Annotated in this window: 16 protein-coding genes; 2 read left to right on the plus strand and 14 right to left on the minus strand. The window is 55.7% G+C overall.

The window, feature by feature from the left end; genetic code table 11:
* Positions 1-8: 8 nt before the first annotated feature.
* A complete protein-coding gene (locus tag Pla52o_RS11160; protein WP_146594716.1) occupies positions 9-824 on the plus strand; it encodes an HAD-IIB family hydrolase in 816 nt (271 codons plus the stop codon).
* 71 nt (positions 825-895) lie between these two features.
* On the opposite strand, the gene Pla52o_RS11165 is transcribed toward Pla52o_RS11160, so the two are convergent.
* The 14 genes from Pla52o_RS11165 to Pla52o_RS11230 form a co-directional block, all read right to left on the minus strand.
* Positions 896-2008: a GTP-binding protein gene (locus tag Pla52o_RS11165; RefSeq protein WP_146594717.1), complete on the minus strand. Its 1113-nt coding sequence runs from the start codon at positions 2006-2008 to the stop codon at positions 896-898.
* Between the two features lie 991 nt (positions 2009-2999).
* Positions 3000-3524, minus strand: a complete 525-nt coding sequence (locus Pla52o_RS11170) for a hypothetical protein (RefSeq protein ID WP_146594718.1) — start codon at positions 3522-3524, stop codon at positions 3000-3002.
* A 148-nt stretch (positions 3525-3672) separates the two neighbouring features.
* The gene (locus Pla52o_RS11175; protein ID WP_231612263.1) at positions 3673-5721 is read right to left on the minus strand and encodes a PulJ/GspJ family protein; all 2049 of its coding nucleotides are present in this window, start codon (positions 5719-5721) and stop codon (positions 3673-3675) included.
* A complete protein-coding gene (locus Pla52o_RS11180; RefSeq protein ID WP_231612264.1) occupies positions 5718-11102 on the minus strand; it encodes a hypothetical protein in 5385 nt (1794 codons plus the stop codon). Before Pla52o_RS11180 ends, Pla52o_RS11175 begins: the two co-directional genes overlap by 4 nt.
* 65 nt (positions 11103-11167) lie before the next feature.
* Positions 11168-12373, minus strand: coding sequence for a hypothetical protein (locus Pla52o_RS11185; protein ID WP_146594719.1), 1206 nt, complete (start codon positions 12371-12373; stop codon positions 11168-11170).
* Positions 12370-13533: a pilus assembly FimT family protein gene (locus tag Pla52o_RS11190; RefSeq protein WP_146594720.1), complete on the minus strand. Its 1164-nt coding sequence runs from the start codon at positions 13531-13533 to the stop codon at positions 12370-12372. Before Pla52o_RS11190 ends, Pla52o_RS11185 begins: the two co-directional genes overlap by 4 nt.
* The gene (locus tag Pla52o_RS11195) at positions 13530-14768 is read right to left on the minus strand and encodes a type II secretion system protein (protein ID WP_146594721.1); all 1239 of its coding nucleotides are present in this window, start codon (positions 14766-14768) and stop codon (positions 13530-13532) included. The genes Pla52o_RS11190 and Pla52o_RS11195 overlap by 4 nt, the downstream gene beginning before the upstream one ends.
* Positions 14769-14856: 88 nt before the next feature.
* On the minus strand, positions 14857-15966 hold the full coding sequence (locus Pla52o_RS11200) for a type II secretion system protein (RefSeq protein WP_146594722.1): 1110 nt from the start codon (positions 15964-15966) through the stop codon (positions 14857-14859).
* A gap of 100 nt (positions 15967-16066) precedes the next feature.
* Positions 16067-17503 (minus strand): type II secretion system F family protein, encoded by a 1437-nt coding sequence (locus Pla52o_RS11205; protein ID WP_146594723.1) that lies wholly within the window; start codon positions 17501-17503, stop codon positions 16067-16069.
* A gap of 280 nt (positions 17504-17783) precedes the next feature.
* Complete coding sequence (locus Pla52o_RS11210) at positions 17784-19502, minus strand: GspE/PulE family protein (protein ID WP_146594724.1); 1719 nt, start codon at positions 19500-19502, stop codon at positions 17784-17786.
* Positions 19503-19631: 129 nt separating this feature from the next.
* Positions 19632-20750 carry a type IV pilus twitching motility protein PilT gene (locus Pla52o_RS11215; RefSeq protein WP_146594725.1) on the minus strand — a complete coding sequence of 373 codons (1119 nt, stop codon included), beginning with the start codon at positions 20748-20750 and terminating at the stop codon, positions 19632-19634.
* A gap of 452 nt (positions 20751-21202) precedes the next feature.
* On the minus strand, positions 21203-22969 hold the full coding sequence (locus Pla52o_RS11220) for a GspE/PulE family protein (protein WP_146594726.1): 1767 nt from the start codon (positions 22967-22969) through the stop codon (positions 21203-21205).
* A 444-nt stretch (positions 22970-23413) separates the two neighbouring features.
* On the minus strand, positions 23414-23824 hold the full coding sequence (locus Pla52o_RS11225) for a hypothetical protein (protein ID WP_146594727.1): 411 nt from the start codon (positions 23822-23824) through the stop codon (positions 23414-23416).
* A gap of 275 nt (positions 23825-24099) precedes the next feature.
* Entirely contained in the window at positions 24100-25188 is a 1089-nt protein-coding gene (locus tag Pla52o_RS11230; protein ID WP_146594728.1) for a glycosyltransferase family 4 protein, read from the minus strand.
* Positions 25189-25830: 642 nt separating this feature from the next.
* On the opposite strand from Pla52o_RS11230, the gene Pla52o_RS11235 reads away from it, so the two are divergent.
* Positions 25831-26295 (plus strand): hypothetical protein, encoded by a 465-nt coding sequence (locus tag Pla52o_RS11235; RefSeq protein WP_146594729.1) that lies wholly within the window; start codon positions 25831-25833, stop codon positions 26293-26295.
* The last annotated feature ends 498 nt before the right edge of the window (positions 26296-26793 follow it).

Raw genomic sequence — 26793 nt, forward strand, 5'->3', positions numbered from 1 at the left:
GACCAACGATGGATTTAAAAGTGCTTGCGACCGATCTGGACGGGACGCTCATCCCGCTGGAAAACGATCACGACAACCGTCGCGACCTTGGCGAGATCGAGCGTTTTTTGCACGACCACGATATCGAGCTACTGTTCGTCACCGGTCGCCATTTTGCCTCCGTTGAACAAGCCATTCTCCAGTACTCGCTGCCGCATCCCGAGTGGATCATCTGCGACGTCGGGACCACAATCATGCGTCGTCCCGGTCCCAGCGGCTCGCTCGACAACGCCATGGAACGGGTCCAAGCATACCAGGACAACTTGGCATCGATCGTCGGCTCGATCGCGACCACGGATTTGATCAAAGAGTTTTCCGGGATCCAGGGGACGCGGGTCCAAGAGCCCGAGAAACAGGGGCCGTATAAACTCAGCTATTATGCCGACGCATCCCAATTAGATTCGATCGTCGACAGATTCCAGCAAACATTGGCTCGCATCGCGGCTCCCTATTCGATCATCGCCAGCATCGATCCGTTCAACGGGGACGGTTTGATCGACCTATTGCCCCGCGGCGTCTCGAAGGCTTATGCACTTCGTTGGTGGGCCGAGCACATGACGATTCATCCCGATGCGATCGTCTTCGCCGGCGATTCCGGCAACGACTTGGCCGCACTGACGGCCGGTTATCGAGCGATTGTGGTGGAAAACGCCAGCGACGCGTTGAAGCGAGACGTCCGCGCGGCGCACCAACGCGCCAACACCGAACACTTCGTTTTCCTAGCGAACCAAAAAGCAACGAGCGGCGTGATGGAAGGCTTGAAATATCACAGCAACGCTCACTAGCGCCTGCCGCGTGGGAACGCTTCCACCCCCCGCAGCATCAGCGTCTAGAATTCTGACTGAAACTCCAGTCTTCACGCCCCCAGCTCACTTTGGCTGATGCGATGCGTTGGCACCGGGCGGCCGGGGCGAAACGATTGCGTTTGCCGGATCACCACTTGCACATCCCGCGCACCGCAGGCCTCTCTAACCGCGGCCTCCACCTGCGACTGCAATTGCTCTGGATCGATCGCGACCCGCGCGTTAACGACCAATTCAGCGGATTTTGTTTTGCAATCCGAGGCCAGCGAGAGGACCGCCGCGCTGTCGCTGCTGACCAAATTCGCAACACCGTGAAAGCCGTCCCACAACCCAATCGTTTTCAAATGGGCGGTTTCGGCAGCGGCCTCGGCCAATGAGATCCGCAGCCGATTGACGATATCGAGAATCAATTCATCGAGCACAAACTCCGATGCACTCGTTGCGGTCAAACTCATATTCAACCAACCCAACTCCGCCTCTCCTTCGGCATAAATGTCGTAGTCAAGATCCAGGATACGGCGACCGAAATCGCCCCGTTGATCCAACAACTCCAAGAACGCGTCAAAACCATCACCGGTCTTGGCGGAGATCCTGAGCACGGGGACATCCGGCGCTTCGCTCGCAACCAAACGCGTCAGTTCGTCAAGTTCCTCGGTCGACAACTCGTCGGCGCGATTGATCAAGACAAAATCGGCTTCTTCTAATTGCTTCTTGAAAATGTAGGCCGCCTTGGGTGAAAACCCCGCCTTCGCCTCGCCACTTAGGATGCGTCGACCATGACTCGGTTTCAAAATCACCCCATAGGGCGCCACATCAAAACGGTCGCCAAACAATTGCATCAACGGTTGCACCACCGTGGCGACCAAGTCGGTACAACTGCCCACCGGCTCGGCCAGGATCACGTCGGGACGACCACACTCGTCGAGCTTCGCGGTCGTGCTCGTCAGCTCGTTGAAATTGCAGCAAAAACAAGCTCCCGCCACTTCCCCCACCTCAAAGCCCTGCGAACGCAACGTATGCGTATCGACCAAGTCGGTGGCTTGGTCGTTCGTCACAATCCCCACCTTCAAACCCTGCGATTGGTAGGCGTGGGCCAGTCGTGCGATCGTCGTCGTTTTTCCAGCGCCAAGAAAACCGCCGACCATAATGAACCGAATCGAAGACATCGTGTTGCTCACGGGGGAGAGAGAGAGGGGGAGACAGGGAGACAGGGCCTCGTTGTTGGACCGAAGTCAGTTAAGCCGAAATAAGCGACCATCCCGGCAGAGACGATAGAGATTAGCCGGTGGATTGAACGAAGCGAACACCACCGGAAACGACTTGATTGAATTCACTCGATTTATCGATGACAAGGGGGGGAGTATGGGGGACTAGCGTCAAAAATGGCCTGGGATGCAAACCGTAGCTGCGTTCGCAGGAACGCGGTCCACCGTCGGATAACCCTAGCTAAATCAAAAAAATGCTCTAAGCAGTTAGGCAGGAATGAAAGGCTGAAATCCCATTAGCCGCTTGGGCGTTAGCCTGGGCTGCTAAAACTTTGGTATGGACAGAGCATTTCATCAAGGCATTTTTGTTCCGCGATCTTTGTCCTGAAGGCATTGTCATCATCCCGAAGGGATTCTTAGAGAATAGCCGGGGATAAGCGTAGCGACATCCCCGGAATCCGAACCGTAGTACACCGCCGACCCTGCGGGGTCAGTTGGGACATCCGCGCTGGCCTTCCGGTGGTGTTCGCTGCGCTCAAACCACCGGCTACTGTCTGTCATCCCGTTGGGATGAAAATTGCGCAAACCAAAAACCCACAACCCCAACTTTTCCACGGTCCAGCGTTAGCCCCGGTTGAACGTGGGAACAGTGGCTAACGCCAAAACGCTTAATCTTCCTGTCCCACCAATCTTCCTGTTACAACGGCGAAACCACCGCTTTGCAGCCAAAGCAGGTTACGTGACCGTCCCTCCGACCACGCAACATTCGCGCCGATTAGCGTGATTCGGGGGCAGAACCGAAACCAAAGTATGCCCGCCAATGGCGTAAAAGAGCGACAAAAGGAACCGCGTGCTGGTGACCAACAACGCCCGTGAGCGACCAAGGACAGGAAGGTTGGAAAGTCAAGAATTAGCCATGGCTTCGCTCTGCTAACAACACAAGGACACTGCATTAACGCGGAACATCGATCGCGAACGTCCATGATTTTCCGCTCGCTTCACCAGAGACGATCAAGCGGCGTGGTGAGTCGTCGGACTGCAATCGCTGGGGATCTTGGACGGGGACGAATCCACCTCGGCTCAAGACGCTGATGGCTGGATCCGTGGTAGGCGATACCGTGGCGTCGACGGACAAGACCTCGCATTGATCGTCACTCCCGAACGCGCCTCGCTCGGAGGCGTCATCGACGACTCCGTTAAAATCGTCATCGACATCAGCCTTGCCCGGTTGGCCGTCGCCACCATTGGTCACGACCACCCATGCATTGGAATCAAAACGCAGCATCTGCACGACGGCACGATCCACGGTGTCCCCAGATTCGCTCCCTTCGACTCGCTCGCCCAACGCAGCACGCTCCGCGATTTGACAGGCACGAATTAGCTCGGGCGAAGCCTCGTGGGTCGAAGCCGAGCGGAGCGAGTCCACTCGCAGCACGACTGCAAAGAGAACGACGATCAAGAGCAGCAAATTTTTCATAGTTCAGGCGGAGTGATCCCGGCGGCAACAGGCGGACCGTCATCACGATCCTTACGGTCTCATCAGATCGGCATACTTCAGAGCGGCATACTTCGTGTGGGTGTCGACGTCGAGATCGCGGAGCGATCAACGACATTGCCTAGAATCCTTATTGCGTATCGCTGTGGATCACCGACATTTGACGCATCAGACGCGTCGAGGGGTTAATCAATCGAACCGAAACTTCAATCGATTCGGCAGCGGTCGTAAAGGGTGGCAACGTTTCACTTTCCAACGCATCGTCGACGCCCGTGCCTCCTCCATCATCAATTCCATTGCTCCCCAAATCGGTGGTGTTTGCATTAGATGCACTCAACAACGCCCAGAGCGTACCTCGGTTGGTTCCGGTAAGACTTCCCTGAGGTAATCCGTCGGTTTCATAACGCGAGGTGTAAGTATCAAACGCGGGTTGAAAGAGTGAGATATTTCCACTGTTGACGACCAATCGCCCCGACTTGTAAAGCGATGTTGCGTACGCGTCGCGATTGTTTGCTGTGCCGGTGTAGTTCACGACACCGGAAAACGGCGTGACTAAGTAGCTAGATGCAGTTCCAATCGCGGACGAATCGGCTCCCTGCAGTCGGTCGAGTCGACGGGCTTGCCAACCGCGAAGCGATCCACCGGCCAACACAGGATAGGCAATGTCAACGTACCCTCCTCTGAGTTCACCACGCGCAACGCTTTGCGACGTATTGGAAACGGCTTCAATAAGCGCTTCGCGGTACCCGGCATCGTTAGGTCCCACCACCAGGTTGTTCGTGGTCGTGAAGGAAACCACTTCGGGATCGTAAATCTTCACGTCAAACGACAACGCGTTATTGACTAACACGTCTTCACCAATTCGCTCGACGCCCCAAACATCGTTGGGCGAATCCTTATGAATCGCATCTTGCCCCAAGACAAACTCAGGTCGCAAAAAACCACTCATCAGGGTGGGCGTAACCACCGTCCCGGCACTAAATGCGCGTGGTGGTGCCAACCGAGTGGGGCTACCACCGATCGTTTGAGACTCCAAAATGGTCGCCACACTTCCGAACGCAACCACCGGCATCGAAGTGGGGTAGTCCACCGTGCCTGAACCGGCAATCACTTTGGCGGGGACGCGAACGTGAGCGAATCGATTATGGGGTTGAGCCAGGTCGGTTAGCGAGTTCGCAGCACACCGGTTCGTAAACCCTCCCGTCGAGTTCAATACTCGGCGAACCGAAAGATCGCATTGTTGATGAACCCCAGCCATCCCGTATAGCCACGCATCGGTCGTGGTAACGCCGGGATTCAAGTTTGAGGCAGTTTCAGTTGGCCACGCATCGGGTTGCAAAAAATTGACGACATCCGACCCCGAACCGTAAGCCAACTGCTGAACCGGCAGCGTTCCATTGGCAAGATTCAAATCAGGTCGAATTAGCAACACGCGTCGATGGATCTTGATTCGATCCGGCAGACCGTTTTGTCCCCCGGAACCTCCCGCCAACGTGGAGTCCCCATCGACGTCGATGTATTGAGGATCATTGGGTGCATTGGTTGTTCCCGAGCTGCTCGATCCGCCCGAATACTCAGGACTGGCGAAATAAATAATCTCGGCGTACTTCGAGCGAATCATCACCGGTTCAAACGCATCGATCGCTGGGCTTGGCATCGTATAGCTCCCGCCGGTCAGCTGAGCTCGTTTTTGATCGAGCACATAACGAGGCACTTTGCCGGTAAACCAGCTATTCGGCGGAGCAACCGCCGTGAAGGCAATGTAGTCGTCGAAGTCGCCATAGCGAGAGTCGGGTAAATCGATGTTTCCTTCTGCATCCAGGGCGGCACGAAACAACGAAGACGTTGCATCGGTGACCGGACCTTCACTGTACAGGAAGTAACCGGGTTGGTCCGGTTCACCCATGTTGGGAGTCAATTTTACCGTACAGCGACTTAGTTCATCTTTGAGCCGCGTGGTCAAGTCTCGCAGATCATTGGACAAGCCCAAGTTAGCGCGACTATCGCGAACTTGTTCTCCCACAAAGGCGAACGCGCGTGCGAGCGCCGCCATCATCAGCAATGTGACCGTCATCGCGACGAGCATCTCAACCAATGTGAAGGCCAAACGACGCTGACGTACTGTGCAACGCTTTGAGTGATGGTACGTCATTTCGGGGATGTTTACGTTGTGGATCATTGGAAAAATCGCTCGAAGATAACCGTGTCACGCGCGTTCAAGTCTCGACCGGGAACAAAGCCCACCGGAATGGAACGGTCAATGATAAACATCGCGTGGTAACGTTTTTGTTGGCCGATTTGCTCGTTGTATTCTGCACCCAAGTCGTTCGTATTATTCGCGTCGACCTCGAAGAACCCCATCGTCAAACGGACCAGATAAACCTGAGAATTATCCGAGACAAGGTTGGGCATCCGCATCAAGGTTTCATATCGCATGAACGGATGACGATTTCGGTCGGCATAGGGCGCCGCGGTCGCCACAGGCTGCTGTGCAGTGTTGCGAACAAACATCGCCGTCGAGGTTGGAGTCCCCGAAGTCGCTCGCCCTTCTTGCACATCAAGGGTTCCCCCGCCGCGCAACAAGGTGGTATTCACCGGTCGGCGAACTAGGGAGTCGACATCGGACCCGTTCGTGGTGTCCGCGTCCGCGGTGGTGACCGAGTCACGAACCAGTGGAACATGGGATGCATTGCGTGCTTGCCGAAACACCCCTGCGAACTGAGTCGGATATCGCGGATCGAACCGATTCACATCGTAATTGTACGCCGGATTCGGTGTTTCATTGACGGCCGCTCGCGTCGTACCCGATGCGTCGTGACCGCGGCGTGATCTCTGAAATGCCGACCACGACAACTGACTTGCTGGCGTCCCGGCTTCGCCTGAATTCAAGTGCCCTTGCATCAACCCTTCCCAGGTCAACGAATTGGCAATCGTATTGAGGTTGATGGTCCCTGTACGAATGTTGTCGTAAAGGAAGTTAAAGGGCGCCGACATCAATGGCGAAAGATTTGCGTTTGCTGTGATGTCGGCGGGATTGATCGCCTCGATTTCGCCTCGGAACTGCGGCGGGGTCGAAACGAAATCAAACAGCGATGCAAACTCCGATGAAAACTCCGTCGGAGCCGTCGACCACGGAGACGTCGACTGCACAAAATTCCTTCGATCTTGACTGTGAAAGAAGTTAAGCAAATGACGGAATGGCGCAATCATCAGCCTGGCCCGTTCTGCGTTGTCGATGGCCGACGCTTGATCGGCGTCCGGATAAATATCAGGATTGACGCCGGCTGCGACCACGGAGAATTCCTCAAACAATCGTCCTTGAGAGCAGGCCGGCACAAGTATCAATTCCATCGGCGTGGCAAACGGTCGATTCAACCATGGGTGCATCGCAAAAGGAGTCGTAGGACGCCCGGTATTCAATCCCGTTTGTGGCGTACCAAAACCATTGTTTAGATAGTTGAAGGTGGTTTGCAGATGAGCGGTGGCTCCGGCGAACTCAAAGTAGGCGTTCACCGCACCGTTGACATTGGCCACCGTCCCTGGCAACGGAGCGCTGTAGGAATACAGCACGTTTGTTCCGGTGCCATCAATGGAAACCCCGTCGCGTTGTCGACTGCCGATTAGGTACGGCACCTCGATTGAACCTGGATTGCCAGCCCCCGCGGCAGCCGATTTGATAACATCCGCAGGACGTTCCTCACCGCTCAGAATCGTCAAATCCAGAGCGATTTGGTCGATCGTGCGATAGGGATTCAATACTGGGTGGAACCCTTGAGTCGGATCGGCCAACCGTTGTAAAAACGCCGTTCGCACATTTTCCACTGTCCCTAACATGGGGTCGGCAGCAGCCGGATCGGAAAAGTGATGCGTGAGTTCACGGATCGGTCCATTGACACGCATGTCCTCGGGTTGCCCCCGTGGAATCCCATTAGCGGCATTCCCGCCCGCATCGACTTCAACGTACGCATCGGTCAAAGGATAACCCGGAATGGTCGTCGAATATCGCTGAGTGGGTTCCGCGTAATAATTACTCGCGAACGGTTCCGAGATATTCAGCCCAATTCCCTGGGGGAGTGGCGTCGTCCAGGCCCCAGGTGAAAAACCGGCAATGACAAGCGCCAGCCCGTCTTGCGTGCGAGCCATCGTTCCAGCGGTAGGCGGATTGGTCGCATTGATCGTCACCGTTTCAAACGTCAACGGATTGGCCGGAGTCACCGGATCGGCCGCAAGGTCATATTGCATCAAGCCCGTTTCCCCCGCATCCGACTTGATTCGGAAATGTTGACCACTTGGCCCTGTGGGCTCTGTGTTGTAGGGCTTCGATCCCAAGTAGGTGATCACGCGTGGTGCAAGGGAAAGGTACTGCTCCGGCAACAGGCTGGTGGACCGGTTCTGATAATTGAAATAGACCCGATCCGGCGAAGTGATGTCCGTCAGCGGCGTGATCGCATTCTGCATCGCCGCAGCCGATCCGAAGTGATTGAAGAATACAAATCGTTGCAGTGCCAACGTGTTTGATGCAACTCCAAGTTCGTCCATTCGGCTAGGCTCGAACGAAAGCGTGTCAGGCAAAGTGTCACGCAGCGTGAGCGGTGAGCTCAGCACCGCGGGTGGCGCCGGAGGGTCGAAATGAGGTTCGCTGATCGCGATCCGCCAAACCGGCACTTCGAACGTCGGGTCTGAGGTATCACCGTAAACGTCATTCGCCGGATTCGCATCTCCCTGGTCATCAAAGTGAGTCGTTACCGTCCGACTTAGATCCAACGCATAATCAACAGCGGTTCCATTGTCCGCCACATCGTAAAGCTCCTGTGGAATCCCAGCGATCCATGGTGATCCTGAAGAGGCGGCAAGGCGTTCGCGTGTCGCATACAGTTCAAAGAAGGTCGAGCCTTGGGGAATGCGCACTTGATCGGTGTCTTCATCGTCCATGGGGTCATCCCCTTTCTTCTTTCCGCTCGAATCGATCGTTGTATCACGAACTCGAACATCATGAAAACTCGCCGACTCGGTGAACACGAGCTCGGGGTTCTCGACGCCCCAGACGACCCCTCGGTTCGGTTCAGTGGTCGTTAATAAATTACCGTCAACGCCCCAGCCATCGAAGGGATTTTCGTCGTACTCAAATGCCGTCAAGATCGAATCGGGGTCGCGGTAGTCCACGACATTGACCGCCCATTGCGCTAAGCGTCGGGCGCGATAGCGTTCTCGACTTGAAACCGGGACTGCCGGAGAGAGCGTATCGCCGTAGGTGGTAAAGCTTTTAGCGGTGGACGAACTATCGAGCTCGCGACTGATCGTCATCATCAAAACATAAAGATGTCTCGCTAACAATTGACGCGCTGAAACGGTTGCGGGCTCCTCAAAATTGTAGTCCGGCGTCGCGCCACTAAAGTTGCTGTGGATCGTCGCGCCAGCGAGTGATCGAAAGGCTGCCGATGATTCGTCTTCGGATGGATCATCAATGACGTTATTAGCATTGTCATCGATGCCATTGCCCAGCGGCCGATTGACGTCCAACTTACGCCCCAACCGCAATTCCGGTGCGATCAACTTCTTTAGCTCGGCGTTCGCCAAAGTCCCGTTGATGATTCGCGCGAACGATGCGTAGGCCGACGGGGCCGAGGGATCCATCGACGCGGGGGAATCATCGGATTTGCTAATCGTGGTTAGCGCCCGAGTGAACTCCATGTTTGAGCTGATCAGTGGATAAGCGAGGTCCAACAGTCGCGTGGGCAACAAATCGGTATCGTATTCATTGACTCGCAAGATCGGTTCGAGCTCACTGGCCGTAAACGGACTGTCACCGGATAGCTTGCCGTTGGGATCCATTTCGTAGGGGTGATTGACCGCCTCGTTGGTCGTGATCGGCGTGGTCACATCGGTTCCCACATTCACGGAAATCAAATTTCCCGCTGCAGAAATGCCGCTACCGCCGCGTCCATACGGATCGACTGAATTGCGATAACCTGACATCATGTTGAGTTTCGCCGGCCAAAAACGCCCCGTTAGGATACTAAACGCGTCCGCTCCGACTTTACCGGGGATGTTGTCGGTACCGACAGCAGCCGAGGAATATCTCGCTTCAAAAATTGCCGACAACTGTGCTGCCGATGCCCCGGGAAAATTAATTTCCGCAGGACCAAAGCCACGCCCGTTGAACAGTCGAAATGGCGTCGCCGTTCCGGTGGCAAATTGACCATTATAGGAAGTCAGCATCGTCGACTGATTGATAAGAGCAAAGTTGCCGTGAGCGTTGACATTCAGTCGTCCGCTCAAATCCTCGATCATCGGCGCGACCAACGGCTTCAGCAATTTGCCTTCGGGTGACGAGAAGACGGGAAGGTCCAGATCAATCCAGACGCTATCGGTGACACCGTCAAAATTATTGTCGACGTCATAAGCGTTGACGTCGTCACCAGCGAGTGTATTAACAAGTTGATCCAACCGATTCGCATTGTTGATCAACAGCGGAGCCTGCAGAGGGTAACTCTTGTTGCCTCCGGTGAATCGTTGATTCATTACCTGAGGAAGACCGGATCCGAACTGTCCTGCTGCGATTGGCAGCGGGCGCATCGTTCCGCGTGCCAAACTGGCCGTCACATTTGCAAAGTCACTCACGCTCGCACCGCTCCAGTCTTGAACGGCATTGGCGATGTAGTTGATCACCGCTGGACGATGAAAGGAGGGAATCATCTTGCCCGTACTAGGGTCGCGATAACTCAAAAACCAATTGTAGTAATCCGCTGCGTCGTACTCTTCGTCGAAATCGCCCAACAAGGCGCTTTTATCAACGTTACGGCCGAGATGGTTGGGTTGGAAACTAACCGGCAAATCAAATCCGATGGCGGGATTCGAACCGCCTACTACGGCGCCCGGGTTACTCGGTTGTTGCAAATTGGTGGCCGAGGTTGTTTGCCTGACCTTGTGACCCGGGACCGCGACCGAAGCATCGTAGCCGAGTCCCGGCGAATTTCGCGGAACCCCATTCATGCGAATTTTGTCGTTAGTAGCAATATCGCTCGCTAGAATTCCGTTCTTTGCCTGGATCACAAAATCGTGAAACGTTGGTGGCGTTGTGCTAGTGTCGGGCGCAGAGCGGATGACGCGGAAGGTTTGGTTAATCAAGTCACCGCTTGTAAAGGTGATGATTCGTCCCGCGTAGATGTCTTCCCAAGCCTCGTTCGCAAACACCGAGGAAGCCGAAGTATCCACGACACTCCGAAACGTAATAAAACCGCCGGCTTCTGTCGGAGTCAATCCCGAGCCGACTTGCAGTGCGAGGGAATCCTTCCTGCCGTAATAATCACTTAGTAGATCTTCGCCATAGAACGGATGATTCACGTCATTCGTTCCTCGAATGAGCGTCATTAACGCTTCTTCGATAAACGCATTGGGATCGGGTTGTTTGATCGTACGTGTCGCCAAGACGTAAGATGTTTTTTCCGATTGGGTCGCGAAAACAAGGTACGCAGCGACCAACAAACTGAAGAAGGTCAGCATGCTAAGAACGACCAACAGGATGATGCCCGAGTGGCGTTTACGTTTGATGCGTTTCATGTCAGTTGCTCGCAAGTCGCGAAAGTGAGAAGAGGGAAGGCAAGCAGAAAAGAGAGACATAACTTCTACAATTGATCAAGCTGGACGATGCGTTCGGTGACCGCCACCACTCCGGGAACGATGGTTGCAAAGGTGTCGTCCACGTAGTTCGTTGGCCCGCTAAGATTCAAGCCGAACGACCAATCCGGCCCATCGAGTAATACCTTGCGAAACCAGACGGGCGTGCCACTGGCCGTCGGAAAGTGACTGCCCAGGTTGGTATCGATCGAACCGGAGTTAGAGTCGGTAACAATGTTCAAGGCCTCGCGATCGGCCGAAGCGACGCGATACCAACGATGAACCGACTGCGTTGCACTGACTCTTCGCGACAACATGATCCAATCGTTCGCCTGTAGCAAATCGAGCGTTGACTGCGCCCCCGCTAGATAAACCATGCCGCCGGCCCCGCCATTGAAACCGCTGGCGAAGCTGACGTAGGCCAAACGTTCGTTGACGCCATTTCGACGCGGTTCGGTTTCCAGTGCGGTAGGGAAATCGGAGGACGAGTCGCGGTTCTTCATCACCACCACGCTCAACGAAGCGAAGCGGCTCGTGCCAAGGCGATTGACCGTGGCAATCCAACTGTATTCCCCCGAGGGGACACGCCTGCCATATTGCAGTCCGCTGTTGGATTGCAGCGCCATCAGTCGCGAATCCAGCGTCCGGTCCTTAGGCATGGTGATGTTCAAATCGTTCGAATTTTCGACCACCGTTCGCGTGATTTCGGCGTTGGTCGTCCCAAAGCCAATCCGCGGCAATCGTGGTTGTGACGCTGGCCACGCCGTTCCAGTGCTCGACGGGTTGAGCATCGGATCCTGAGTCTCGGCGAAGTAAGGGAAAAAGCGATCGTTGAACCCGGCAAACAAGGTCCCCGTCGACGCCTTGGCAGCGTACATTGGGTCGATGCAAAACGCATTGATCGGGGTTCGCGTCGCTCCCACGAGAGCCAGTTGTTGATCGGGAGCGAGTGACGGATCATAGTCAAGGGTTCGAGCGTCAAGCGAGCTGAGCGCACCGTCGCGGAGCAGTTTTCGCGAGCTCAACTCGGCGATCACATTCTCACCCATCGACGCCGCAACGCTTAGCCCCACGGCATGTTGACTGCGTTTGCCGGCCAGTGGCATCAGCGACAACAGCCCCAGCAGACCGATCAGGATCACGCCGATAGCGAAGATGACTTCGACCAGCGTGACGGCACGTCTCAGCAATGACTTTGGATTGGGTTTGCTCATGGTTCTTTATCCAGTGTGTCCGAGAGACGCGCGAAACTGCGAGCGGTGGTCAACGCCGCCGCCATGTTTGCGGGCGTGCCTGAGATCATCGCAAAGGGAGAGGCAAAGACGCGCCCCGAGCTGGGGTTGATCACGATCCAGATCGAGTCAGGGTCCATCACATTTGCCACCGCCCCCTTTTGCGTCGAGAACAAGGATCCGGAATCCTGGACACCATCCGATGTGCCCAAGCACAGATAGATCATGCCCTCAGGCGGCCCTTTGCCACCGATGCCGTTTGTGGACGCATACTCCACCCGTCCATCGGGCCCGAACAGAATGTCGATCGATTCATTGACTGCGGATGTCACCGGCGCAAATTGATTTCCGCTGACTCCGATTCCAGAGTAGTTCAGATCAATCGCCAACCCGCGTGTTAACGACAAGGGAGCCGATGATGAAACCACCGGCGAACGATGGATCGCGTATTTACCTGTTCCATTTGCGATATAACGAGGCCCCAATGGGAACGTTGGAATGTCGCCCGTTGAATAGCTGCTCGCTTGATTGCCGAGCAAATCGATACTCGCGACCACGTGCGTTGCATTAATGGACTGGAATTCCAGAGGAAACGTTCTTCCACCGGCGAGTTCAATTAGATCTCCACTCTTAATCGGTGCGTTTGGATCGCCATAAAGAGTCAACAGAAAACTATCGTTGATAGGAAATTCCAACAGGGCTTTCCCCGTTCCGATGTTCACCGTGACCGTCACGTTTGCACCGGGGGTATCGCCTCGGTACGGGGGGACTCCCGATAGGCGACGCAGGCGCATCGAAGCCGATGTACCAAAATCAAAGGTGTTGGTATTCTTCAGTCGCTCAATTCGCACGCCAACGTATTGACCTTTGGAGATTGCGAGCCCTCGACTTTCATCGAAGAACGCCGTGATCGAACGGGCCATTTTCGAGGCCTTCTGATCGCTGACCAAACTTCGCACCGTAGGCAGCGCCACGGCCGTCAGGACAAGAAAAATCGAAAGTACAATCAACAGCTCAACCAACGTGAACGCTTCATTGCTTCGCGAACAACGAAGCATCGGTCGCCGCATCTTGGCGTCTTTACGGAAGCGGCCGACGGGAGTAGAGCCGATCGCTGCGGAGCGATGACGTAGATCAATCATTTCACGACCTGCAATTCGTAGTTGGTCACGTTGTCCGCCGCTTCGGATGTATCCGTTGCCGACAAAACTTCACCTGGCAAACGTCGCGCCGTACCGCTGCGGCCCGTCGCCGTAGGATCATTCGCAGCGATGAAACGACGCAGGTAGGGATCCGCAAAAATGTAGTAATCGCTCGGCGGCGTGCGGCCACCGCTTTCCACCCCCATATGGGCAGCGTCGATGGGCCATCGATTCCAGGAACTCGAATCGACATAATTGAACGCTGGAAGTGGCGTCCCCGCTGAGCCGACGGGATCCAGGGCGATGCCGAATTCAGCATCATCGCCTGCCGAGACAATCAATGGCCGCAGCGGCCAGGGTGACTCGCGTGCGTAACCACTTGAAGTATTCACATCCAACGCTTTAACCGCGTCGCTTGTCCCGGTATTCACAAAGTCGACGCGAAACAGGTCGAAGTCATCCGTCGCCGAGGTGTCGATGTTTCCATTTGGATCAAAGTACCCGACCGGCCAGCGAACAAAGCCAAGCGGCCGTCCCCAACCATCGAGAATCTCCGGCATCCCATCGCTATCGGTATCGCCAATATTCGAAGTGGGGATCGCGTCAATCGCTGGCGTCCCGCCAACGAAACTCGTCGCCATGATCAAATACAAACACTCCGCGCTTTGGTGCTCGACCGTCGCCGTTGAGACGTAACGATTGTTGTAGATTTGTCGTTTCGGATTATCCGGCCCACGCCACGAAACCGGCAATGGAGCCCGGCTCGTGGGGTCCTGGCGAGTCCCGGTGATTACTCCGGTCGTACCATCAATTTTGACAGGATTGCAGGCAGCCAGAATGTCGACTGGAGGATTCAGAAAGTCCGAAAAACGCTCGGGCAATTCCATTCGTTGCAGATCGCGAACCATCATCAACCGCACCCGCATCGCTTCCCGCGCCAAGACTTCACGCCCAATCTCATCCGATTTGAGCGCGTTGGTGCCCGTGGCTTTAAACAGATCCGGCACCTCAACCGCTAACGGTCGGTACTTATAGGAATCGTATTGTTCTTGGATCACGCTATCGATCACGGCGACGATGTTCTTGGTCCGCGCGTGCCGAGCACTCGAGGTGACGCCACTGACCGCTGAGACCACCATCCCGCCCATCACGCCGAGGATCACGATCACGACCAAAATCTCCACGAGCGTGAAACCGCTCGCGTCGCGTTGGTCGGTTCGAATTCTGGTCTTCATCCTATCAATCCCGTGTGAGTCTGCGGCACACCGCCGCGTTCACTTGTTGCATGTCAAATCGTTAACAATTCACGATTCAGGGCGTCCGTTAGGGGACGTCGTCGATCAAAGTCACATTGCTGAAATTGGTGATATTGTCGAACTGCGCCGTCTCGTTCGAACCGAACGTTGTTTCCTGATAACGCGAAACCCCCGTGATCAGCAGCCCACCGGGCGTATCAACACTCGTCGATGGCGACATCGCGGCCCCGGTGGGGTATTGGAAGTAAACGGGCGATCCGCTGTTACTGAGTGTGTTGCCAAACGAGTCGTCTAGCCCCGCGGAAATGATTTGAAACGTGTCGGGTTTCATGAAACGCCAAGCCGCCAATGCGGCAGCGGCGGAAGTGTAGTCGGCGCCGGTATTGTTGTTAACGAATTGATCCGAAATGTAGGGACGCACGGAACCAAATCCCGAGGAGTATCCGTTAAAACCTCCTGAACTGCTGGTGTAGGTACGCGAGTCGAAGTAGACAAACGGGGCCCCTTCGGAACGGGCAGCGTAGGTCAACATGTATGGATTGCCATCGGTAGACAGATAACGATTTGTTCCGGTTAACGTAGCGGAAGAGTCGGGCTTGCTATAGCTAAGTCGGCTTGCTTCGAAGTCAAAAAATGAATTGACGCGATCGTTGTTGATTTGAAATTTTAAAGGGTCTCGCCGATCCGCATCGCTGACCCCCGAATCGGTATAGTTATTGCTGCCATCGCCCGTCCACACCAACGGTCCGCCGGGGCCCGTGAAAGGACGCTGGATATCGTCGCTATACCCACCAAGCGCCCACACAAGCGCCTCAGCGGGATTCACCGCTTGCAGGGCGACAATGTTTTGTAGTAGCGCGCTGTCATTGGCGGATATGCGTGGAAAAATTTTCGCATAGTGCCGAGTCACCACGGCTCCATCGGAAAAATCAGGTGGGTAGTCGCCGTACTTCTCGCGGTACTTCTCCACCGCTTGTTCGAGCGAATTGACTTCCATGCGGATCGCCGTTTGCCGCGCCGTGCGGACCGCGTTGTTGATCGCCGGGATCGCGATCGCCGTCAAGATCCCGATGATCGTGATCACGACCAAAATCTCCACCAGCGTGAAGCCGTGGCGGTGCGAGAATCCGTGGCGGTGCGGGCTGCCAAAGGAGCCGTGGAGTGGGTGACTGCTCATGACGTTTCAAAAGATGAAAAGGAGGATTGAAAAAGGGGCCCGTGTAACACTCTCGCGCCGCCGGCATCGCAGCCGACCGCGACAAACCAACCAACAACGACTAGCTCAGTCCGGTGATCAACTCAACCAACGGCATGAACAAACTGATCACGATGAACGCGACCGCACAGCCCAGGAACACGATCATGATCGGCTCCATCAACGCGGTTAAACTGTCCGTCAATGTCCGCACCTCTTCGTCATAGGTGTCGGCGACCTTGTACAGCATCGTGTCGAGCTCACCGGTCTCTTCGCCGACGTCGACCATGTTGACGACCAAGTCGCTGATCACCTTGGATTTGATCTTGGTGGCATACCACAGCCCCGATAACACGCCACCGCCGATGATCATGTAGGTCGACATGATCATCAAATTGCCGACCATCCCGGCCTCGTCAATCTTGCTGCCCCGCGCGGTGACCGCCACCGATAAAATCATGATCCCGGGGAACATCCCAAACAACGCCCAAAAGAATAACGCCATCGGATGGAAACCCGGCTCGCTGTGCTCGGCGAGCGGTTTGCTGATCACTTCACCTTCACGGATCTGTTCATTGGTCTTGGTGAAAATCCGCTCAAAGACCGCGTTGCCCGCCGTCTCACGGGTGATATTGATCGCCTCTAGAATCGGCACCCCGCTGCTGATCAACGTGCCCAGCGTCCGCGTCGTGCGAGCCAGAATGTTCTTTTCGATCAAGCCGCCAAAGACCGGGACCTTCAAAATGAAATTGTCGAACCCAACCCGCCCATGGCGGAATTTGCGAACCAGTTTGACGAAGATCAAGAAACAGACCGGCATCGCAATCAATAGGAACCAGTAGTTTGCGATGTAATTGCTCATCGCGATCAACAACAACGTCGGCAACGGCAACGTCAAACCGAACTCTTCGAACATCTTTTCAAACGTCGGCACGATGAACAACATAATGAACGTCAAGATCAAGGCGGCCACGGTGACGACCACACAAGGATAGATCAGTGCCCCTTTGACCTTTTTCTTGAGCGATTCGGCGCGTTCCATGAACTCCGCCAAGCGTTGCAGAATCGTTTCCAACGCACCGCCGGCCTCGCCCGCCTTGATCATGTTGACATACAAACGGTTGAACACCTTGGGCGATTTCGCCATCGCTTCGCTGAGCGTCGATCCGCCTTCGATCTCTTCGCATACATCTTGCAAGGCAAACTTCAACTTGCCTGGTTTTTCATTGTTCTCCAAGATCTTCAGCGACCGCAAAATCGGCAATCCCGCATCCTGCAGAATCGACAATTGGCGTGTGAACGCACAGATGTACTTGCTCTTCACCCCGCCGATCGAGCGGCCCCGCTTCTTCTTGCCCCCCTGGACCGTCCCCGCCGCCTGTTTCTTGACGGAGATCTTCGTGACGAAGTACCCCATCTGGCGAATGGTGGTTTGCGCCTCTTCTTCATTGGCAGCATCGATTTCATCCCGGATCTCTCGTCCGGTCGCGTCCATCGCTTCGAATTGATAAACAGGCATGATGGAAGTTTGAAGTTAGAAGGGGGAGTGAAATTTGGACGAAGAAAACAGCAAACGCAATTAAAAACCCGAGGGCGTTTAAGCTAAGCGTCTAGCGCTACATCCGCGCTCGATGCTTGATTTTTCGGTAGTGGATCTTGCTAAAGATCCCGCCGCAAAGCGGGGTGTTTCACAACCCGAAGCGTAGGCGAGGGACCACTCGTGAGGCCCGCTTGCCTCGGTCCCTCGCTCACGCTTCGGGTTGTGATTTTGACAATTATGCATCATTTAAAACCCCTTCCTACTCTTCGACGGTTTCTCGGACCACTTCATCGAGCGTGGTAATCCCGTCCGTCACCAACGCCATCCCAAATTCTCTGAGCGTGATCATTCCGTCTTTCTGAGCGACATCACGAATCTCGTCGGTCGAAGCGTTGTTCATCACCAACTCGCGAATCGTGTCATTCATCATCATCAACTCGAACATCGCGATCCGGCCTTTGTAACCCGTGTTGTTACAGTTGTCGCAACCGGCACCCTTGAAGAACTTCTTGCCCTTGATGTCGTTGCGATCCAAACCGAGGTCAAACAACAAACTGCTACTGACCTTGGTTTCTTCGCGGCACTTGGTGCAGATCCGGCGAACCAAACGCTGAGCCAAAATGGCTTCAACGGTCGCACAGATCATGAACGCTTGGATGCCCATGTCCTTGAGCCGAGTGACCGTGGCGGCGGCCGAGTTGGTGTGCAGGGTGCTAAACACCAAGTGACCCGTCAGCGCCGCTTGGATCGCGATCTCGGCCGTTTCCAAGTCACGCACTTCGCCGACGAGAATCGTGTCGGGGTCCTGACGCAAGATCGCGCGCAAACAACCGGCGAACGTCACCCCGACGTCATTGTCGATCGGAATTTGAATGATCCCTTCGATGTCATATTCGATCGGATCCTCGGTGGTCATCAATTTGTCTTTGACGTCGTTCATCTCCGAAAGCGCCGAATACAACGTCGTCGTCTTTCCGGATCCCGTCGGCCCGGTGACCAAAATGATCCCGTTGGGACGATCGATCGCCTTGCGAAATGCCGCCATCGTGACCGCGTCCATGCCGACGTTTTCAAGACTCAAGTTGACCACGCTACGGTCCAACACTCGCATCACGACGCTTTCGCCAAAGATCGTTGGCAACACGCTAACGCGAAGGTCGACCGGGTGTCCCCCGACCATCAATTCGATCCGGCCGTCCTGCGGCATTCGCCGCTCGGCGATGTCCAAACTCGCCATCACCTTGATCCGCGTCGTGATCGCAAACGCCAAGTGACGCGGCGGCGGCACCATCTCGTACAACACCCCTTCGGATTTGATGCGAATACGAAACTCGTCTTCAAAGGGCTCAAAGTGAATGTCGCTGGCGTGATCCTTGATCGCCAACAACAACACCATGTTCAACAACTTTCGCACCGGCGCGGAATCGGCCAACGCCGCCGCGTCGGTGATGTTGAATTTTTCAGTCTCCAGCGCCGAAACCATCTTTTTCAGCTCTTCGTCGTCGGCCAATTCGGCGACCAGCTTTTCGACGCTCTCCGAATCCGAGTCAAAGTGCTTGGTAATGTACTGCAGGATTTCACGCTCGGTCGTGATCACCATCGCGATGTCGTAGCCCAAAAAGGTCCGCAATTCATCTTGAATCGTCAGATTCTGAGGATCGCAAGTCGCCACGGTCAAGCGATTCAATTCCTCGTCGAACTTGAGCGGCACGATCCGGTACAACTGGGCCATCGTCTCGGTGATCTTGCCGCGCACGTCGGCGGGAATCTCAGCATCCTCCAACGACACCGTCTGCATTGACATTTGCTCGGCGAGCGCTTGGATCAACTGCTCGTCCGTGATCAATTGCATGTCTTGGGCGATCTTGCCGAACAAGGCGCCCGGTTGCTGCTCTTGTTCTTCGAGCACAATCTCGAGCTGTTCGTCGGTCATAAAACCGAGGTCGACAAGGATCTGTCCGATTCGACGTGCAGCCATAGTGGAGGTTCGAAAGGTTAAAGGTGAAATTGAAAAGGAAAAAGGTAATAGGCTGCCGCATCCCGCGATCGCCTCGACGAGGCACCGTCCGCTAGCTGGGGATGCCGCCCGACGCGTGATCGACCACCGCTAATGGCCTCCGCCATCTTCCGGAACCGGAATCGGGGCGTCCCCCTCACCGTGCCGGAATTGGACAATCCGCTTGGCCAAGTCATCCGGACGATGGGCCTTGCCCAACGCCTCTTCGACCGTGACCTTCTCGTCTCGCCATAAATTGAACAACGTGTCATCCATCAACTGCATCCCGAACTTGGCTCCGGTCTGCATCGAACTGTTGATCCGGAACGTTTTGTTTTCTCGAATCAAGTTGGCGATCCCTGGCGTGACCACCAAGATCTCGTATGCCGCCACTCGGCCGCCGCCAATCTTTGGCAACAACGTCTGCGCGACCACGCCGATCAACGTACTGGCCAACTGCGTTCGAATCTGGTCCTGCAAGTTTCCTGGGAACGCGTCGATGATGCGGTTAACGGTCCCCTGAGCACTGTTGGTATGCAGCGTGCCAAACACCACGTGGCCCGTTTCCGCCGCGCTGATCGCCGCTTCAATGGTCTCCAAGTCGCGAAGCTCACCGACCAGGATCACGTCGGGGTCCTGCCGCAACGCACGCCGAATCGCTTCGGAAAAACTGGGCACGTCCACGCCCACTTCACGCTGATTGATCGTGCTCTCTTTATGATCGTGATAAAACTCGATCGGGTCTTCGATCGTGATGATGTGGTGATCCACCGTCTCGTTGAGCAGGTTGATCAAACTTGCCAACGTCGTACTTTTTCCCGAACCCGTCGGCCCGGTCACCAAAAACAATCCCCGGGGCCGGTGGATCATTTTGACGACAGACTCGGGAATCCCGAGTTGCTCCGGAGTCAATTTGTCGTTGGGAATCTGACGCAGCACCATCGAGATGAAGCCGCGTTGCTTGAATACCGAGACACGGAACCGAGCCAGTTCGCCAAACGCGAACCCAAAGTCAGCACTTCCGGTCTCTTGCAGTTCTCGTTGACAACGTTCCGGCGTAATGCTCTTCATCAACCCCACCGCGTCGGCCGCATCAAGCGTCTTGGTATCGAGCTTGCGCATCCGGCCGTGCAACCGGAACACCGGCGGTTGACCGACCACGATATGAATGTCGCTAACGCCTTGCTTGATTGCCGCCTGAAGCAGCTTGTCAATGAGCACCGTGGCCATGAAGCGGATGTCTAATTGTGAGGAGGAAATTTGAAAGGCAGGTCCGCCGCCCCACGCTCGCTGTTTGCCACGCGAGCCCGTTGGGAGCGATTTACGTCAACATGGCTTCATTGCCAAATTGACGACGCCTAAATCTAAAAATAAAAAGTTCGATCGAAAAGATGCCGCTAGAGCAAGAATAATCGCGGCGGTAGCTCCATTATCACACTCGATTGCTCGCATTCAAAGAAATCGCCGAAAACGATGCCTTCGGCGCCTCCTATCCCCCCCACTGCCAAGACGAGTCCGCGCGACGCGACGTCGCTAAACCGGCGGGGTTTGATGCTAGCTAGCAAGTATTGCCCCCGGCGCGGCCTCGCTCGATCACGATTGGCCGGCGGAACGGCAACAACGTCCAATTTTGGCGTCTGTCCCCGCCAGAAACGGGGACAGATTGCCAGCAAAATTGCCGCTTACAAAGACGCCAAATCTTTGCTGATATGGCTCAGGGCGATGTCTTCGAGTTCGGTGCGTTTGGCGACTCGATAGACCTCTTCAAAGGTCGTCACGCCGCGTATCACCTTCAGCATCCCATCGGCGTAAAGTGTTGACATACCGTTCCTTATCGCTGCATTGCGAAGCTCCTGAGTGCTGGCGCCCTTGAACATCAACTCACGCAGCTTGCTGTTGACCAGCATCAACTCGTAGATCCCGATTCGGCCGCGGTATCCGGTCCGCCCACAGAACGAACATCCCTTGCCCCGCGTGAACTCGGCCTGCTTGACCATTTCGGGCGGCAGCAAGGAGTCGGCAATGACGCTTTCAGTCGGCTGGTACCTCACCTTACAGCGGGGGCAAATCGTCCTCACCAAACGCTGGGCCAAGACCGCAATGACACTACTCGCCACCATATAGCCTGGTACACCGATGTCCACCATTCGCGATATCGCACTGGGCGCATCGTTCGTGTGCAATGTACTGAAAACCAGGTGTCCAGTAAGACTGGCCTCGATTCCAGTCGCTGCGGTTTCATGATCTCGCATTTCCCCGACGAGAATAATATTGGGGGCTTGCCGCAACATCGCGCGAATGATGCGAGCGAAGTCGAGCCCGATGCCGTGCTTCACTTCGACTTGGTTGATCCCCGGCAAGTAGTACTCCACGGGATCCTCGGCCGTGATCACTTTGCGATCGGGTCGATTGAGCGCGTTGAGCGAAGCGTAGAGCGTCGTTGTCTTGCCTGAACCGGTCGGGCCGGTGACGAGGATAATGCCGTTGGGGCGGCGGATCAGCGAGTTGAAGTTGCGGAAGTCGCGTTCGGAAAGCCCCAATTGGCGGACCCCAACCTTGATGTTGTCCTTGTCCAACAACCGCATCACGCACGATTGGCCGTGATTGGTCGGAATGATACTGACCCGCAAATCGAGCTGTTTGTCCCCCACCGTGATTTTGATCCGACCGTCGGTGGGCCGCCGTTTTTCGGAAATATCGATCTTCGAGAGAATCTTGATCCGCGCGATCACCGAGGCGAGCATTCGGCGAGGGACGTTTTCACGTTCAACCAAAACGCCGTCAATTCGATAACGGATGCGAACGCGATGTTCGAACGGTTCGACATGAATATCACTCGCCCGCAACTGGACCGCTTCTTGGATCATCAAATTGACCAAGCGGATCACTGGGGCACTGCTATCATCGACCGTTTCATCCGCCCCGCCGCCGTCACCATCATCGGCGGTTTCGGTAAAGTCGATCGCCGTGTCGGTGAATTCTTGCAGCATCGAGTCAGCCGATTCCCCTTCGACCTGACCGTAATACTGGTTAATCGCTCCGATGATGGCCGATTTGGGGGCCAAGGCGGTTTCGATTTTACGGTTCAAGATGAACCGCAATTTTTCAATGGTGGCAAAGTCAAAGGGGTCCGCGATCAGGATGCGGAGCGTTCCATCCTCCTCCTCGCTGAACGGCAAGATGGTGTTTTCGCGGGCGACCGATTCGGGAATCAGTTCGATCACCGATTCAGAGATCCGTTCCTCCCGCAAATCGACGAAGGGGATCTTATGGAATTCAGCAACCGCCAATGCGACTTCTTCGGGCGTCGCATACTCCATCTGGATCAAGACGTCGCCGACATCCATCTTGCTGGTTTTGGCAACCCCCTCGGCTTCGGTGAGTTGATCAAGGCTGATAACGCCTTTCTTGAGTAGCAAATCGGTGAATTCGCGGGTGGCTTGGCTCATGAATGAGATCTCTACACGTTTAGGGGGATCGACGCGCGATGAGGGGATCGGCACACGATCTAGATAAGGGGTTTGCGGGAACATGTCCGACATTGGCTCCGCTAGCCCTAGAATACCAGGAGCAGGCTAGGAAAGCAGTATGAAGTTGCCTGCTTTTCACAATGGGCCTCGCGAGGCAACGGTTCACGAACGGGCTCGACAGGAAAGCGAGGTTAGCCAAATTGAAAAAGTTAAATTGAGAATTAAAAACTGAAAAAGGAAAGGCAGGAAATACGACGAGCGACGTGAGACGCTTCCTCGCATCATCCGAACATTCGGCCAACCCGCCGAACGAGCCTTCCAAACCGCTCCCTCAATCAAGCGCCGGGTGGTGATGGCCATGTCTCCATGTCTCCGTGTCTCCATGTCTCCATGTCTCCATGTCGCCGTGTCCCCCCCCGCCGCTCAGCCACCGATCGCGACACCGACTGCCATCAGCCCGATTACCCCCAGGATGACTAAGCCATTAAAGACCAACCCGAGGATGGCAAAGATTCGCGAGCGATCAGCCTGGCATACCCCGGCGACGCCGAGTCCGATGCCTAGAATATTCAACCCCACCATTCCGAAAATACTCAAGCCCATGATCAGCGCGAGTGCCGATTCTTCGTTGATGCCCTCGGGCGTCGAGGCTTCGGCGAAACTGGCCAGCAGGATGACGATGAACGCACCGATTCCGACCAAGATCGAGATCAGGAACGAGGCGATACCGAATCCCGAGTGCGACAATGCAGGCAACTCATCGAGCGTCTGCGATCCGCGTCCCTGCGGCGGCGCGTACGGCGATGTTGGCAAATTGCCTGAATCGATACTCACGGTTCTTCGCCTTTCCACGCGACAAGATCAAACGGTCCTCAGCGAACTTACGCCAACATTCTAACTGCGGCATGCTATGCCTGCCACTCGACCCTATAACCCGAATGACCCTCCCGATGGGACGCCTGGATGAGCTGAATCCCTCGCTGCGGCCCACCGCCGCCTCAGCTAGACATCGCGTCAAAAACCGATCGCACGGTAGTAGGATCGCACGGTAGTTGGAACGAGAACCGACCATCCGATGGTCCTTGCCGATACGAATGCAACCGACACGATTACTTGGCCGCGCGCGATACTTCGCTGAGCAGACGTTCGTAGGCATCGACCATCGATTCAAAGTCAAATCGCTCGATGACCTCCGTTGCCGCGATTCCAAGCCGCACTCGCTCGGATTCGTCTTCCGCTAATCGCAAGATCGCAGCGGCGAGCGCTTCGACGGAGTCCTCGACCAACACCCCATTTTCGTTGTCCGCAACGATTTCGCACGATCCGCTTTGGCACTTCATCGCAATGCAGGGCAGTCCAGTTGCCATCGCTTCGAGCAGCGCCGAGGGGAACCCCTCATACCGACTTGGGAGCACAAAGAGGGTAGCACACTCGTACTCCGGAGCGATCGGCCGCAACCACCCGGGCATCGACAAACGCTTGCTGATCCCCGCCTCGTCGGCTTGCTGTTGCAAGGCTTCACGCATCGCGCCTTCGCCAAGAATTTTCAGCGACCACGCGGGGATTTGATCCGCGATTTGCGAGAATGCTTCGATCAATCGGTCAAAGCCCTTTTCGGGTGCCAGCCGACCGACCCCCAGCAGAATACGGTTCTCGTGCTCGATCTCTCGCCGCCGAGGAGGCAACACCGCCGAGGGGATCACCACGACGCGACGGGGACTAAGCGGAGCGAGCGTCTGCGCGATCGAGTCGGTCAATGCGACCACGCGTGCGGCTCGTTTGTAGGACCGTCGCCGCATGTTTTCCCAAAACAGACCGAGTTTTTGTTGAGCCGGGTCGCTTCGTTCGCTGACCACGATCGGAACCTTCATCCCAATCGTGGAAAGCAAGACGTCAAGGTTGGTACGATCACAAAACGACAACACGACATCAGGCTTTTCGCTGGCAATCGCCTTGCGGATCGCTTTGTGCCGGCGATGCAGGTTCATCATTTTGTCGACTCGCCCACGGCTCGCCCGCATCACGCGAAGCGGGACTCGGCGCACGGTTTCGGCGACCTCGTGTCGATCGGTACGGGCATCATCAAACGTCACCAGGACAATCTCGTGACCGCGCGTGGAAAGCCGCGAAGCGAGTGCCGCCATCACACGCTCGGCGCCCCCGCCGCTAAGAGAATGGATAATACAAACGATTTTCACGGCGAAGCGTCACTCAAGGTAGATGGTTTGAAGTTGCCCAATCGCTGTTTTCCAAAGAAAACCACACCCCGACGCGTCAGCGAGGGACCGAGCCAGGCATGTTGATTTAATCATAGTCACCTTTCGTTCCGCGAAAGCGACGTCCTGTCACCCCGCTTTCGCGGAGAGGCTGTGAATTGATTTCCGTGAGCGACTCCGTGAGCGACAAGGCGTCAGCCCCTCATCCAACGACCGCTCTCCGATGAAATGCCCAACCGGTCAAGTTCCCAGCCCTGCGGCGAACGACGACCTTATTTTGTTTGGAGCGACTGAATCAACACGCTGGCACACTTCGGGGTTATGAAAAACGCGGAACCTCAAAAGTAGGGCGGCGATTAGACGCGTGATTCCGGTGGTCCGGGGTCGCGAGGATTTAACGATTTGTAGGAATGAATCAGTTGAAAGGGGGGCCCCAGGCGATTAGCGTAGGGATTGTGAGCAAACGCGGGATTGTACCGCGCCAAGGCTGCCAAGGGCCAAGGGCTGCACAGGCCAAGAACGCACACGCTAAGAGTGCGTGAAGAACCTGTCCTTCTCCTCTGCGAGCGTCGCAGATCCGTGGCGCCGGTCCTAGCCCTCCATCCTGTTCCGCTGAGGTTTTCGATGAAAAGTATTCTTGTCGCCGTTGTGTTCGTTTTCACCGCCGCTGTCTCCACATCGGGAACCGCCTCCGCCCAGTTTCCTGGCGGTTACGGAATGTTTCCGTTTGGAGGATACGGATTCTACAGCCCTTACGGATCGCATTACGGAACGACGCTCCGTACGCCGCCCTACTTTGCCACCAATCCGCCCGTTTACTACGGCGCTCGCCACACCCGCCCCTACGGGATCAGTCCCTTTGCGGCACCACCGATGGTCAATGCCCCGGCGAATTATCGCAGCCGTTTGGACACCGATTCGGTAGCACCACCTCCATCGTTGGGTGCTCCGATGTGGAACCCGTGCGTCACGTACTCGCAATCGGTCAAACCGGCTGCCCATACGAAGGATCCCGTGACGATGGGACCAGTACGAGAAAACCCCTACTTCACCGACCACGACGACGCCGACAAACTGGCTAAGAAGTAGTCGACCGCCCGGTCCGCTTCCCGATTGCAAACTGATTGCCTGTGGTGCGTCAGGCTGTATCGAAGCAGGCTGTATCAATGCCGACGGATCAATGCCGACGGATCAATGCCGACGGATCAATGCCGACGGGGAGCGGAGTCTCACGCGGCACCAGACCGAGTGTTCCGTTTCGCAAACCGCACCATCGAGCCTGAGATCGTGCCGGATCACCGAAGCCACGAAAGCCGACCATGGCGGCCTCATTGATCGCCAGTACGGCAAGGCAATTTGCCGAATCTAACGGCACCTCTTCGATCACGGCGAAGGCCCTAGAGATACCCTCGGGCGAACCGGGCCGCCGTTGCCCCTCTTAAATTCTCAGGCCAATCTTTGGCCCCGTTTGCAAACATCACCCGCTAGGGCCATCCCATTCGCAAACCGCGATATTCGCCCGCAGGAATCAGAATCGAAGACCGGCAGAAAGTTGAGTGACTCCACTCTCTAGAATTCGAGTTATCG

It is taken from the genome of Novipirellula galeiformis, from assembly GCF_007860095.1.
Lineage (GTDB): Bacteria > Planctomycetota > Planctomycetia > Pirellulales > Pirellulaceae > Novipirellula > Novipirellula galeiformis.